Source organism: Brevundimonas sp. UBA5713, assembly GCF_002419815.1.
Taxonomy (GTDB): domain Bacteria; phylum Pseudomonadota; class Alphaproteobacteria; order Caulobacterales; family Caulobacteraceae; genus Brevundimonas.
Map to the genome: position 1 here is coordinate 110,533 of NZ_DIGV01000041.1, position 12,691 is coordinate 123,223.

Consider the following 12,691-nt stretch of genomic DNA (forward strand, 5'->3'; position numbering starts at 1 on the left):
TTCATGGCTATCGACGCCGCGACGGTGAGGCGGGTTGCCCACCTCGCCCGTATCAAGACCCCCGAGGAACGACTGGAGCCGCTGGCCCAGGAGCTGAATGGCATCCTGAATTGGATCGAGCAGCTGAACGAGGTCGATGTGGACGGTGTCGAACCGATGACCTCGAACGTAGCCCAGACCCTGCGTCTGCGTGAAGACGAAGTGACCGACGGCAACAAGGTTGCCGACGTCCTGTCGAACGCGCCGAAGTCGGCTGACGGCTTCTTCGTCGTCCCGAAGGTCGTGGAGTAAGTTTATGAGCGACCTGACCAAACTGACGCTGGCCGATGCTGTTGACGGCCTCAGGACCAAGCAATTCTCGTCGGAAGAAATCACCAAGGCCTTCCTTGGCGAGATCGAAGCCGCCAACCCGACCCTGAACGCCTATGTCGAAGTCACCGGCGAAAAGGCTCTGGAACAGGCCCGTGCCTCGGACGACCGCATCGCCAAGGGCGAGGGCGGCGATCTTGAAGGCGCACCACTGGGTATCAAGGACCTGTTCTGCACCGAGGGCGTGCAGACCACGGCAGGCTCGAACATGCTGCGCGGCTTTGTCCCGCCGTATGAATCGACTGTCACCGCCAACCTGTGGCGTGACGGCGCGGTCATGCTGGGCAAGCTGAACATGGACGAGTTCGCCATGGGCTCGGCTAACGAGACCTCTGCCTTCGGTCCGGTTGTGAATCCTTGGAAAGCCAATGGCGATGATGCCCAGCTGACCCCGGGTGGTTCGTCGGGGGGGTCGGCGGCAGCTGTGGCTGCTGACCTGTGCCTTGCCGCGACCGCATCGGACACCGGCGGCTCGATCCGCCAACCGGCCGCCTTCACCGGCACCGTGGGCATCAAGCCGACCTATGGCCGCGCCAGCCGCTTCGGCATGGTGGCGTTCGCCTCGTCGCTGGATCAAGCCGGTCCGATCACCAAGACAGTCAAGGACTCGGCCATCCTGCTGAACTCCATGTGCTCGTTCGACACCAAGGACTCCACCAGCCTCGACGTTCCGACGCCGGATTGGGCCGCTTCGGTCGGTCAATCGGTCAAGGGGCTGCGCATTGGCGTTCCGGCGGAATACGTCGTTGACGGCATGCCGGAAGAGATCAAGGCCCTCTGGGCCCAAGGCGTTGAGTGGCTGAAGGCTGCGGGCTGCGAGATCGTCGAGATCAGCCTGCCGCACACCAAATACGCCCTCCCGACCTATTACATCGTAGCTCCGGCAGAAGCCTCCTCGAACCTCGCCCGTTATGACGGCATGCGTTTCGGCCACCGCGCCGAAGACTTCTCTTCGCTGGATGACCTGTACGCCGCTTCGCGCGCTGAAGGCTTCGGCAAGGAAGTACAACGCCGCCTGACCATCGGTGCCTATGTTCTGTCGGCTGGCTTCTATGACGCCTATTACGTCCGCGCCCTTAAGGTGCGCCGCCGTATCGCCGAGGACTTCGACAATGTCTGGGGCAAGGTGGACGCCATCCTGACGCCTTCGACGCCGTCGGCCGCCTTCAAGCTGGGCGACAAGCAGATCGACCCGCTGACCATGTATCTGAACGACGTCTTCACCGTCACGACCAACCTGGCGGGTCTTCCGGGCATTTCGGTTCCGGCTGGTCTGGACGCGAACGGTCTGCCGCTGGGCCTTCAGGTCATCGGTAAGGCACTGGATGAAGAGACCGTCTTCAAGGTCGCAGGCGCGATCGAAGACAGCGCCGGTTTTGTTTCCAAGCCGGCTAAGTGGTGGTGAGCATGAGCGCGAACGCAACAGTCATCAAAGGCCGCACCGGCGATTGGGAAATCGTCATGGGTCTGGAAATCCACGCTCAGGTCGCTTCGAAGGCCAAGCTGTTCTCCGGCGCGGCCGTCGGCTTCGGCGCGGGTCCGAACGAGCAGGTCTCGCTTGTGGATGCCGGTTTCCCGGGCATGCTGCCGACCCTCAACAAGTTCTGCGTCGAGCAGGCTGTGAAATCGGGTCTGGGCCTTCGTGCGCAGATCAACCTGAAGTCCCAGTTCGACCGCAAGAACTACTTCTATCCGGACCTTCCGACCGGCTATCAGATCAGCCAGCTCTATCACCCGATCGTGGGTGAGGGCGTGGTCGAGGTCGAGGCCGAAGACGGCACCTTCTTCAACGTCGGCATCGAGCGACTGCATCTCGAGCAAGACGCGGGTAAGCTGATCCACGACCTGTCGCCGACGGATTCCTACGTTGACCTGAACCGTGCGGGCACCGCCCTCATGGAAATCGTGTCGCGTCCGGACATCCGCTCGCCGGAACAGGCTGTGGCCTATGTGAAGAAGATCCGCACCATCCTGATGTACCTCGGCACCTGCGACGGTGACATGGAGAAGGGTAACCTGCGCGCGGACGTGAACGTGTCGGTTTGCCCGGTCGGCAACTACGACAAGTTCAAGGAAACCGGCGATTTCGGCTTCCTCGGTACCCGCTGCGAGATCAAGAACGTCAACTCGTTCCGCTTCATCTCGCAGGCCATCAATTATGAGGCCCGTCGCCAGATCGAGATCATCGAGGACGGCGGCAAGGTCGATCAGGAAACCCGCCTGTACGACCCGACCAAGGGCGAGACGCGCTCCATGCGTTCGAAGGAAGAAGCGCAAGACTATCGCTACTTCCCGGATCCGGACCTGCTGCCGTTGGTTCTGGAACAGGCTTGGGTCGACGACATCAAGGCCAACCTGCCGGAACTGCCGGATGACAAGCGCCGTCGCCTGATGGATCAGTACGGTTTGTCGCAATACGATGCCATCGTCCTGATTTCGGAACAGGCCAAGGCTGACTATTTCGAGGAAGCTGCAAAGGGCCGTGACGCGAAGCTGGTTGCCAACTGGGTGACGAACGAGGTTTCGGCTCGTCTGGCCGCCGACCATCGCGACTTTAGCGACAACCCGCTTCCGGCTGCGCACGTGGCCGAGCTGGTTGAGCTGATCGAAACGAACGTCATCTCGTCCAAGATCGCCAAGGAAGTGTTCGACCACGTCTGGAACGGGGAAGGCTCGCCGTCGGAAGTTGTCGAAAAGCACGGCCTGAAGCAGGTCACCGACACCGGTGCCATCGAGAAGGCTGTCGATGACATCATCGCCGCCAACCCCGATAAGGCCGCTGCCGTCGCCGAGAAGCCGCAAGCGATCGGCTGGTTCGTCGGTCAGGTCATGAAGGCCACCGGCGGCAAGGCCAATCCGGCTGCGGTGAATGAGATCCTGAAGGCAAAGCTGGGTCTTTGATACTTGGGGGCTGCGGCCCCCAAACCCCCGGCTTGTCGCTATCGCTCGCCACGCGGTGGCTCGCTGCTTGAGCGACATAGGTGTGGCTAACAAAAAAGCCCCTGAAGCTTTGGCTTCAGGGGCTTCTTTATGTTCTGCGTGAGGCCTACCAGCGCCAGGCGTCGCTGATGACTTCGATGATGTAACCGTCGTATTCGTCGATCAGATAGATCGAGTTATCGACATAGACCCAGCGCGTGCCGGGCGGCGGGTAACCGAGGCCATAGGTGCGGTAGTCGTTCACCTGATAGCGCCAGAAAACATCCGGCAAGAACTGACCGACGCTCCAGCGGCGGTTCCAATAGGAACGCGGCACGCTGTAGTAGCCATAACCGGGTGCGAAATAGAAACCGACGCGAACACCGCTCCAGCCACGGAAGCGATTGTCGCTACGCCACCAGTCGGGGCGGTGGCGACGATCGAAATCACGGCGCCACTGGTCGCGGTTCCAGTTCCGCTGGAAGTCGCGATAGTGGCTGCGGTCACGGTCTCGGCGCACTTGCGGGCGGCGGTTGTCGCTCTGCCAGCGGTCGTTGCGGCGGTCATCCGGGCGGTAGTCGGGGCGATCACGACGTGGGTCGTTGCGGCCATCCTGTCGCGCATCCGGGCGTCGGGTGTTTTCCCAACGATTTTCGGGGCGGCGGTCCTGATCGCGAGAACGGTCAGGGGCAGGGCGGTTGTTGTCCGGTCGTGCTTGTTGCGGGCGCTGGCTATCCCAACGGCGACCTTGCTCCGTACGGTTCACGTCCGGACGTGCCTGACGCGGGGTGTCCGGACGGCGATCTGGACGCAGTTCCGGATTTTCACGGCGCGGCTGGCTGCGATCTGGGCGGGCCTCTGAGCGCGGGCGCATCTCTTGCGGTCGCTGTCGCGGTTCTGCACTGCGCGGCGGACGAGCTTCACGCCGTTCGGCACGGGGCTGCTGTCGCTGTTCTGGGCGACGCTCGGCGCGCGGCTCGCTGCGGCGTTCACCGCCGCGTTGCGGGCGTTCCATGGAAGGGCGCTCTTGAGCCAGCGCCGCAAGTGGTGCCGCAGTAGGCACCACAAAACTGGCGATGGCCGAGAACATTAGAAGAGAGCGTTTCATGTGCGTTTCCTTCGCACCAAGTGTCGATAGTGTCAGCATCGACCCTTCCACCTGAACATCGACTGAACGGTGTTGTTATCTGAATACGGGTACAAAAAGGCCCCATAAGACAATGTCCTATGGGGCCAGTTTAAAGCGATGACTGAAACCGTCGCTTAATAAACGCCGCTCAGCACGCTGGCGATAAGACCCGTGGCAACGGCCATCAGCACGATATCGTTGCCAGCGTGTACGTAGCGGTAGCCGCGCGGGGCCGGTCGTAAGCCATAAAAGCCCGGATCACGGACGTAGTAGGTACGATAGGCCGAAGGAAGATAGGCCCCCGTGCGCCAGCGATAGTCGCGATAGCGCGGGTCTACACGGTAATAGCCATAACCCGGCGCGTACCAATAACCGGCGCGAGTGCCACGATAGTCACGGAACTCCGGACGACCGCGCCACCAGTTGCGATCCCCACGGTTCCAGCGCGCGGGTGGAGCCGCATAACGCGGACCGTTGTGGGGGCGCACATGATGCGGTGGCGGGCGGTGATCCGCTCGCCAGTCGCGCACCGGACCGCGATAATCGGGGCCGCGGCGATCCGGGCCGCGATGGTCCGAACGGCGGTCATAACGGTCGTGGCGGTCACCACGATGACGATCTTGCGCTTGCGCCAGCATGGGGGCGGCCGTGCTGGCCAGCGCCAATGCCACGATGGCGGCTTTTGTACCGAGTTTCATGGTCGACTCCATTCGTCTGGCCCTGTCACCGCGAAGATGGACGCCCGCGTCTGAACCGAAACTGAACCGTGCTGACAGGGAAGTTGCGGACAGAAAATCAATCGCTAAGTTGAACAGCGTTCACGAATGGAGAGATGCAATGGCGGCCCCGATCGAGCTTTGGTACTGGCCCACGCCCAACGGCTGGAAGATCTCCATCGCACTGGAAGAAATGGGCCTACCGTACGAGGTGAAGTACGTGAACATTGGCGCGGGCGAGCAGTTTACGCCCGAGTTCCAGGCGCTCAGCCCTAATGGCCGCATGCCCGCTATCGTCGATCCGGATGGACCGGACGGTCAGCCGATCAGCCTGTTCGAAAGTGGTGCCATCCTGCAATATCTGGGGCGCAAGACGGGCCAGTTCTATCCGCAGGATGAACGCGGGCGAGCCAATGTAGATCAGTGGCTGTTCTGGCAAATGGCCGGTCTGGGGCCCATGGCCGGACAGACCCACCATTTCCGCCAATATGCGCCCGCGATGATCAGCGACCAGCGCCAACTGGCCTATGGCGTCAATCGCTACACCAATGAAACACACCGCCTTTATAGCGTGATGGACCGCCAATTGCGTGATCGCGATTATCTGGCCGGCGACTATTCCATAGCGGACATGGCTGCATGGCCGTGGATATTGCCCAAACTTCAGGGCCAAAGCCTTGACGAGTTTCCGGCCTTGAAGGCGTGGCATGAGCGGGTTGGCGCTCGTGAGGCCGTGCAGAAAGGTCGCGCCGTGGGGGCCGAGTACCGCCGGGACGTGTCAGCAGGCGGCAAGGATGCAGAGCAGGCTCGTAAGCTATTGTTCGGTCAGCGTGGCCATTAACCAATATTTCAAACCAACGTTATTTGAATAGACCTCGAAAGGATCGCGGCAGAAGGCCGGCCTTCGGAGGACTGAAAATGACTGGGGTGCTGATTTCGTCTGTAGACCACTTGCCATTGCCGACGCCGGATATGGACGGCAACGCTCTGTTCAAGCTGGGCATGGCCTATTCTTCCGGCACGGACGGTTGTCCGCTGGATCGCGTTTCGGCGCACATGATTTTTAATCTGGCCGCAATGAAGGGTTCGATCGAGGCGCGTGAGTACCGCCGTGAGATGAGCCAGGAAATGTGCAGTGAAGAACTGGCCGAAGCCCAGCGCGCGGCGCGTCGCTGGATCGACTCCGGCTCGGCCAGCTGCGCAGCCTGATCTGGCGTTTTATAGCGGGCACCGGCTGAGGTAAGGCTGGACCCGACGGGCGGGTAGGGGTATGCACCGCCTCAAGATTTGTATTCCTGAGGATTCCGCATGCTTGCTCGCATCTATCGCCCGGCCAAGACCGCGATGCAGTCTGGCAAGGCCAAGTCGCGCGATTGGCGTCTGGAGTTTGAACCGGCTTCGGCCCGTTTCATCGATCCGCTGATGGGCTGGACCGGCTCTACGGACATGAATGGTCAGGTCCGTCTGACGTTCGACACCAAGGAAGAAGCCATCGAGTATGCCGAGCGTCACGGTATTGCGTTCCGCCTGCAGGAGCCGCACGAAGCGCCGGTAATCATCAAGGCCTACGCCGATAATTTCGACACCTACCGCAAGCAGCCGTGGACCCACTAAGCGGCGCGGCTCTGTCGATCTGAGATTTCAAAAGGGCTGGCGAGAATTCGCCGGCCTTTTTTGTACACTTATGACCATAGCCACATCTTGTCGAAGCCACCGAACCTGCTTACCAGTGCGGCTTCATCCCAGCGCCCTTAGCTCAACCGGATAGAGCACCCGCCTTCTAAGCGGACGGTTGCAGGTTCGAGTCCTGCAGGGCGCGCCAGGGTTTTAGAGGTAATTGGCTGAAACGTTTTTACAGCGTTTTTTACAGCTTTGTTCTCGCTTCGAGCTCATCGATGCGGCGGATGCGGTCGAGGAGGATTTCGTCTTTTTTGACGTAAACCTTTATCAGGCGCTCTACCTGGTCCTCGCTCCAGGTGAACATTTCAGCGATTTCACGCACCGTAAGGCCGGCCAGATACATGCGGGTGGCGGCTGTGCCGCGCAGATCATGGAAGTGGTGATCGATTCCCGCCTTGAGTTTGGCTGGCCGGAATGATGCGTCGAAGCCGGTTTTCCAGGGCAGACCCTCGGTGTTGGTGAGGATCGTCGTCGCGCGCTTAGGGATCTGATCCAGAAGCTCGCGCAATTCGCGGTAAAGCGGGATCACTGCTGTCTTCTGATGCGAGCTTTTGCCGGTCGAGCGCTCGATCGAAAATGGCTTCACGTGCGTCCAGGACAGGCGGAGCAGGTCGGACTTGCGCAGCCCAGTCAGGCTGGCGAGCCTGACAGCCCACATGACTTCGGGAGATGCGTGACCAGCCAGCTTGTCGATGTCGTCCTGGGTCCAGATGATATCGGCGCGATTGCTTCTGTACAGGCGGGGAATGCCAGAGCAGGCGTTAGCCTGGAGCCGCCCCTCGGCTATGCCGAAAGACAGCACTCTGGATAGGGCTTGAAGCGCCATATCCGCCTGACGCGGTGTATGCTTGAACCGATCGCGCCATTGTCGGATCGCCACGCGGATAAGGGGGCGATCAAAGGCTGTGATACTGGTCGCACCGAACGTTTCGCAAGCACTGTCGAGAAAAGGTTGCCAGTTCTGACGGGATTTGGGGGCGAGCCGCTTCCAGTCCTCCGAAGCGCGATAGTCAGCGATTAGGCCGCTTATTTTGCGTGCGTCCGGAGCTTTGATGGCGGTCGTCACTTCGGCCAGCTCCTGGAAGAATTCTGCCGAACCTAATGCTGCTTTGATGCGCGGTCCGCCCCGCCACGCGTACACATAGATCTTGCCGTTGCTCTTGACGACGTGAATGCCCTTAACGGGTAGCATGGCCATTGTTGATAAGCTCGGCGATCTCTGCGTCCAGCGCGACATCGTCAGCTTGGGCCGCAGTGATGTTCAAAGGCAAGATGGTGACCTTGCCGTCAGGCGCGATATCGACGCGATGGTTACCTGATTGAATGGCTTTCTGAACGAGCGAGGTCAGGCTTCGCCGCGTTGAAGTGGCAGTATTCATGAGTAGGTCTCCCTCAATGCTCGGCGAATTCTCAACCTGCCGAGGGGCGTCAGGCTCACGACGCCATTTTCGGTCAATGTGGAGTCTTTGCCGATACGGTCGTGGATCTGGGCCAACAGCCGCTCCATCATGTCGGCCTTGCGAAAGAAGGGGTGGCGTTCGGTGCGGCTCTCATAGTGAATCTCGTCGGCGGACACGCCGGCGCGATCTTCTTCCATCTTGGCTACGACCCAAGCGGCGGCTGGCGAAAGCTGCAGCGCGTGCTGGAGCTGCAACGCACGAATATTGTCGATGGCCGCACATGCGCGGTTGATCAATGCCTCGCGCATATCAATCAGCATGGCTGTCCACCACCATTTTCAGGTCGTGGGCGTCGCATTCGAACAGGTCAGCGACTTGGGCGAGGCTGTAGCCAGCTGCGAGAAAGCGTTTGGCCCAAGTGATCAGGCGCGGGTCGCGATTGGCGATGATGGGGTTGTCGTAAATGTCCATCGCGGCCTCAGGCGGCTATGGCACCGTCAGCGCCGGTGGCGCTAACTTGGGCCGTGCAGTCCAGCAGCTGGTCCTTGATGCCATCGACCAAGGCTTCGGCCTCAAGCCAGTCACGCTCGATATGGGGCGGGACAGGTCCGATCGCTTCAGGACGGTTTTCGATCAGGTTCTGCAGGACGCGGAACATGTCGTGCGCGGCTTTTGTGATCGGGCATTCATCAGGCGCTGGGCGACCGAACGCGGCCTTGTATAGAGACGCTTTGCCTGGGAACTGGGCGTAGAGCGCGCCTGTCGTGTAGCCAGCACGTTTTGCCACGTCGCGGATGCCGTGGGCGGCGTACTCGTCGGAGCTGGTCCACAAGATCCTAGCGGCACTGATCAGATCGGCGCGGGTGCGCTCGGCAGCGATTTTTCTAGAAGTGGTCATAAGTTTGCCTGCGGATGGCCGACCATGGCTTTTGCCACGTCCAGAAGGGCGCGCTGTTGATCCACGGTCAGCTGGCTGAAGAGATTGGCGAGACGGACACCGGTGATGGAGTTGCCGATCGCTGCGGTCGGGCTATTGATCGGGCTGCCATCACTGCGCGTTGACGGCAGGATGTCGGCCAGATCGATGCTCAGAACCGACCGCATCTTGGCGAAGGCCGATAACGAAACCCGGCTTTCGGCCTTCTCGTATTTCTGGAATGCCTGGGCGGAAACGCCCACAGCGTCAGCGACGTGCTGCTGGGTCAGACCTGCTGCTATGCGGGCCTGTCTGATGCGCCGGCCGATTTCGATGTCGAAGGTATCGGGCATCAGCAGCAGAACCCGAGGTAATGCGCGGCGGCGGCATAGGCCGAGAGATTTATCGCGTGGACTGCGTACAAGCTGGCTGTGCGACGATAGATGATCGACAGCAGCAAGACGCTGGGGGCCAGCACGGCGAGGCCGATGGCGCGGCCCACGGATACGTCGACCCATGCGGCAGCCACCGCGAAGACGAGGCCGGGAAGCAGCAAGAGCCAAGGGTTTGGACCGCGTCGGCGATCGGGCAGCCGCTGAACGAGGCTGTCGCTTTGGCCGTCCAAAGCAGGGGAGTTGATGATCTTGCTCTTCACGGTCAGACCTCACCCAGGGCTGACAGGTAGAGGTCGAGGATGGCTTCCTCTTCCTGGCGCTTGGCCTTGTCCTGTTTTCGAATGCGGATGACCTTGCGCAGGGTTTTCACGTCATAGCCTTCGCCTTTGGCCTCGGCGAAGACCTCCTTCATGTCATCCATGAGGGCCTTTTTGTCGTCCTCCATGCTCTCGAGGCGCTCGATGAAGCTGCGCAGACGGCCTTGGGCGGCCGCGGTCAGAACATCGGGATTGTCGAACGAGGCGTCAGGGGTTGGATCGTTGGGGATCGGGTGGCCGGTCATGCTTCGGCCTTTCCAGAGAGGGAAGCGACTTTCTGGCCAAAGCCCTGCTCCAAACCTTCGATGAAATATTCGACGGTCACAGCGCCGGATAAGGCGTCCTCGCCACCATCGCGCAGTTGATCGCCGCAGGCTTGGCCAATGCCCCTCACGACGGCGAGAGTGCTCAGTTTAGCTTCAGACCGTTGGTGGAACGCGAGGCCAATCATGAACCCGATGGCTTGGTCTTCGCCTTCTTTGCACGGGCCGCGTAGCGACTGGGAACACATGCGAAGGATAGGCAGGATCGCGGTAATGGCGACCTTGGCGACAGCTGCATTTAGCTCGGTCGTCAGCTTTCGATTGCTGTGAACTGCTGTCATGCCGCACACCTGACAGTTCTGTTCAGAGCGGCGTGGGCCTCCATCACCGAGCGGCCCATCAATGCGAAGAGTGCGACATCGCATTCCGCGATCGGGCGTCGTACGGCGGCGGCGGTCTCGGTCAGGTCGCCGCGAAAGGATGCATGCAGTTCTCTGAGTTCCGTTAGCTGACCCACGGTCCAGCGATCTGATGACAACACAACAGGTTTGAGCATTGGCTCCCCCTTTCAACGTTAAGGAGAGTTTGAAAAAATCAAACCTAACTGTCAAACGAAAAGTTTGAGAAAGTCAAACATGCGGTGATGATCAGCTGCGCCGCGCCCGCCCACCCGCGCGCCCCTTGTACCGTTGCCCTAGACGAATCCGAGCCTTTGGCCCGCCTTCGTCTAGTTCACGGATCAAGACCGTTCGCCCATAGGGCCGGTCTCGATCCGAAGTGCGAAAATCGAAACCCCTCACCCTTCGCCGAGCCAAGGCGGGTTGCCACAGAGTGCGACAGCAGCCGTGCATCGCGCGGTAGCCGGGTGGATTGAAAAGACAGGCGGAGCCTGTCTGCCCCCCACTGGACCAGATCGAACCGCGATTTGCGGCGTCTTTCTCTGATTTATGTGGTCTCGCGACTAGCGAGACGCCGTCTATCTTCTGGATCAATGCTGTCTCGCGACCAGCGAGACGCTATTTGATAGATATCAGGACGGTTTCTGACCCCTCAGGTGATTCACGTTCATTCCAAACTGGAGGGGTGGTTTTTCGAGCTATCGAGGGCGACGTTGACCGACATGGTGTCGAGGCTGGACATCATGCGCGCCTTTGCGGCCTTGCGCTCGTTTTCACGGCGTTGGGCGTGCGGCGACAGGGTAGGGGCCGGAACACCCGCTGAAGCCGCTGTACGGGCGGCTTGGGGGCGTCTGCGGATGATCTTTGCGATGGCTTCCCATGCGCGCGGCGGCGTCTTCAGCACGTAGGCGTTCGAGATCTGTTTGACCTGTGGCCCGCGCCGACCTTGCAGGCCGCTCTCGACGTAGCGACGCTGCCAGTTCAGGAAGCCATGCTCCTTCAGTTGCGTCTTCCATGCGTGGACGACTTTAGCGGGCACATTGAGCTTTTCGGCCAGCCAAGCCACGGACGGCTCGAGTCTGCCGCTGCCGCGTACGGCCATGTTCACCATGAGCCGATAAAGATCGACCGCACCGGCGCTGATCGTTCCTGCCGCGCCCCAGCGTTGACCAGGCTTGCGCAGCTTTTCGCGATAGACCTGCAGGGCCAGAACCATGTCCTTGCCATGGGTGGGCGTTATGGGCTGCCAGCGCTCGTTACCTGCCCAGCGGCTTTCGCGGCGCACACGCTCGTATGTCCGGCGGTGTTCAGGTTCAGGGCGTCTGGATTTGCCCGGTAGGGGTATGGAGAGTGCCGTCATTGGGCCTGCTCCATGGCTGTACGTACGCCAGCCAGCAGCGACTCCACGCGCTGGATATAGGGCTCGATCTCGCGCTTCTCGTTCTCGGTAAAGACGCGATCTTCGCCCGCCTGACGGATCATGGACTGGACCTTGGCCATGGTCTCGGAGGCTTCGCAGGCCTCGCTGACGGCGCACTCTGCGTCCGTTGGGGCGACGCGGGCCTGCAGCATGGCCGAGGTGTAGATGTTCTTCTGCGCGACCAGCTCCAGATGCGTTATGGCACCCGCAGGCATGGTCTTGGGTTTGCCAGGATCCCGGCAGTCGTACATGGCCGACCGCCCCATAGCGTAGGGGGTCTTTTCCAGGAGTTCGACGCAGCGATCCGCGCCGCCACAGGCATCCTGTAGTGCGCGGGCCAAGAAGGCATGTTGTCGGGCGTTCATCGGATTCTCGGGATTTGAATCCGCATGACAGCCTTAGGTCATGGCGCGCAGGATCACGGTCGCTCGGTCACGAACATTGAGCGTCGGCAAAGGGGCAGCGATGACCGTGGCGGTGTCACACGGTAACTTTGAGCGCGATGGGTCGGGCGTCACGGCCCGTAGATGTCAGCAAGAGGACTTGCGCCCGACCCGATTTACGGCTGGGCAGGCCAGGGGCCTGTCAGTGACGCGCTCGCTCTCTGTCGAGAGCCGTGCGCCTGAGGATCTGTCGGGCGTGGATCGGCATCAGTCGATGCCGTCAATCGTGGGGGCCTGCCGGAGCGGGTTAGAACGGGGCGGTTGCGCCGCTCCGGCAGGCGTCGACAGCTGGGGCCTGTCGATCGGGGGAACGGCTGCGACGGGCG

20 protein-coding genes and 1 tRNA gene are annotated in these 12,691 nt (G+C 61.0%); 7 read left to right on the forward strand and 14 right to left on the reverse strand.

Going from position 1 to position 12,691, the window contains the following annotated elements:
- Positions 1-3: 3 nt before the first annotated feature.
- Genes gatC through gatB form a run of 3 tightly spaced genes read left to right on the forward strand, consistent with a single transcriptional unit; the run spans position 4 to position 3,270 of the window.
- Entirely contained in the window at positions 4-291 is a 288-nt protein-coding gene (gatC, locus tag B3B04_RS10190; RefSeq protein WP_292042518.1) for an Asp-tRNA(Asn)/Glu-tRNA(Gln) amidotransferase subunit GatC, read from the forward strand.
- A gap of 4 nt (positions 292-295) precedes the next feature.
- Complete coding sequence (gatA, locus tag B3B04_RS10195; RefSeq protein ID WP_292042520.1) at positions 296-1,774, forward strand: Asp-tRNA(Asn)/Glu-tRNA(Gln) amidotransferase subunit GatA; 1,479 nt, start codon at positions 296-298, stop codon at positions 1,772-1,774.
- Between the two features lie 2 nt (positions 1,775-1,776).
- A complete protein-coding gene (gene gatB / locus B3B04_RS10200; protein ID WP_292042522.1) occupies positions 1,777-3,270 on the forward strand; it encodes an Asp-tRNA(Asn)/Glu-tRNA(Gln) amidotransferase subunit GatB in 1,494 nt (497 codons plus the stop codon).
- Positions 3,271-3,415: 145 nt separating this feature from the next.
- Here gatB and B3B04_RS10205 read toward each other — a convergent pair whose 3' ends face one another.
- Positions 3,416-4,396, reverse strand: coding sequence for an RcnB family protein (locus B3B04_RS10205; protein ID WP_292042523.1), 981 nt, complete (start codon positions 4,394-4,396; stop codon positions 3,416-3,418).
- Between the two features lie 155 nt (positions 4,397-4,551).
- Positions 4,552-5,115 (reverse strand): RcnB family protein, encoded by a 564-nt coding sequence (locus tag B3B04_RS10210; RefSeq protein ID WP_292042525.1) that lies wholly within the window; start codon positions 5,113-5,115, stop codon positions 4,552-4,554.
- A gap of 139 nt (positions 5,116-5,254) precedes the next feature.
- Here B3B04_RS10210 and B3B04_RS10215 point away from each other — a divergent pair, with 139 nt between their 5' ends.
- From B3B04_RS10215 to B3B04_RS10230, 4 genes are all read left to right on the forward strand, one after another.
- Positions 5,255-5,974, forward strand: a complete 720-nt coding sequence (locus B3B04_RS10215; RefSeq protein ID WP_292042527.1) for a glutathione S-transferase family protein — start codon at positions 5,255-5,257, stop codon at positions 5,972-5,974.
- Positions 5,975-6,051: 77 nt separating this feature from the next.
- Entirely contained in the window at positions 6,052-6,342 is a 291-nt protein-coding gene (locus tag B3B04_RS10220) for a sel1 repeat family protein (RefSeq protein WP_292042529.1), read from the forward strand.
- A 99-nt stretch (positions 6,343-6,441) separates the two neighbouring features.
- Positions 6,442-6,747 (forward strand): ETC complex I subunit, encoded by a 306-nt coding sequence (locus tag B3B04_RS10225; RefSeq protein WP_292042530.1) that lies wholly within the window; start codon positions 6,442-6,444, stop codon positions 6,745-6,747.
- Between the two features lie 131 nt (positions 6,748-6,878).
- Positions 6,879-6,955, forward strand: a tRNA-Arg gene (locus B3B04_RS10230).
- A 42-nt stretch (positions 6,956-6,997) separates the two neighbouring features.
- On the opposite strand, the gene B3B04_RS10235 is transcribed toward B3B04_RS10230, so the two are convergent.
- The 12 genes from B3B04_RS10235 to B3B04_RS10290 form a co-directional block, all read right to left on the reverse strand.
- Positions 6,998-8,011 carry a site-specific integrase gene (locus tag B3B04_RS10235; RefSeq protein WP_292042532.1) on the reverse strand — a complete coding sequence of 338 codons (1,014 nt, stop codon included), beginning with the start codon at positions 8,009-8,011 and terminating at the stop codon, positions 6,998-7,000.
- A complete protein-coding gene (locus B3B04_RS10240) occupies positions 7,992-8,192 on the reverse strand; it encodes a hypothetical protein (RefSeq protein WP_292042535.1) in 201 nt (66 codons plus the stop codon). Before B3B04_RS10240 ends, B3B04_RS10235 begins: the two co-directional genes overlap by 20 nt.
- Entirely contained in the window at positions 8,189-8,533 is a 345-nt protein-coding gene (locus B3B04_RS10245; RefSeq protein ID WP_292042538.1) for a hypothetical protein, read from the reverse strand. Before B3B04_RS10245 ends, B3B04_RS10240 begins: the two co-directional genes overlap by 4 nt.
- A complete protein-coding gene (locus B3B04_RS10250) occupies positions 8,523-8,684 on the reverse strand; it encodes a hypothetical protein (protein ID WP_292042540.1) in 162 nt (53 codons plus the stop codon). Before B3B04_RS10250 ends, B3B04_RS10245 begins: the two co-directional genes overlap by 11 nt.
- A gap of 7 nt (positions 8,685-8,691) precedes the next feature.
- On the reverse strand, positions 8,692-9,111 hold the full coding sequence (locus B3B04_RS10255; RefSeq protein WP_292042543.1) for a helix-turn-helix domain-containing protein: 420 nt from the start codon (positions 9,109-9,111) through the stop codon (positions 8,692-8,694).
- Entirely contained in the window at positions 9,108-9,482 is a 375-nt protein-coding gene (locus B3B04_RS10260; protein ID WP_292042546.1) for a helix-turn-helix domain-containing protein, read from the reverse strand. Before B3B04_RS10260 ends, B3B04_RS10255 begins: the two co-directional genes overlap by 4 nt.
- Positions 9,482-9,784, reverse strand: a complete 303-nt coding sequence (locus B3B04_RS10265; RefSeq protein WP_292042549.1) for a hypothetical protein — start codon at positions 9,782-9,784, stop codon at positions 9,482-9,484. Before B3B04_RS10265 ends, B3B04_RS10260 begins: the two co-directional genes overlap by 1 nt.
- A gap of 2 nt (positions 9,785-9,786) precedes the next feature.
- The gene (locus B3B04_RS10270) at positions 9,787-10,086 is read right to left on the reverse strand and encodes a DUF2312 domain-containing protein (RefSeq protein ID WP_292042551.1); all 300 of its coding nucleotides are present in this window, start codon (positions 10,084-10,086) and stop codon (positions 9,787-9,789) included.
- A complete protein-coding gene (locus B3B04_RS10275; protein ID WP_292042554.1) occupies positions 10,083-10,445 on the reverse strand; it encodes a hypothetical protein in 363 nt (120 codons plus the stop codon). Before B3B04_RS10275 ends, B3B04_RS10270 begins: the two co-directional genes overlap by 4 nt.
- Positions 10,442-10,660 carry a hypothetical protein gene (locus B3B04_RS10280; RefSeq protein WP_292042555.1) on the reverse strand — a complete coding sequence of 73 codons (219 nt, stop codon included), beginning with the start codon at positions 10,658-10,660 and terminating at the stop codon, positions 10,442-10,444. Before B3B04_RS10280 ends, B3B04_RS10275 begins: the two co-directional genes overlap by 4 nt.
- A 509-nt stretch (positions 10,661-11,169) precedes the next feature.
- Positions 11,170-11,862 carry a hypothetical protein gene (locus tag B3B04_RS10285; protein WP_292042556.1) on the reverse strand — a complete coding sequence of 231 codons (693 nt, stop codon included), beginning with the start codon at positions 11,860-11,862 and terminating at the stop codon, positions 11,170-11,172.
- Positions 11,859-12,287, reverse strand: a complete 429-nt coding sequence (locus tag B3B04_RS10290) for a hypothetical protein (RefSeq protein WP_292042559.1) — start codon at positions 12,285-12,287, stop codon at positions 11,859-11,861. The genes B3B04_RS10285 and B3B04_RS10290 overlap by 4 nt, the downstream gene beginning before the upstream one ends.
- Positions 12,288-12,691: the final 404 nt, after the last annotated feature.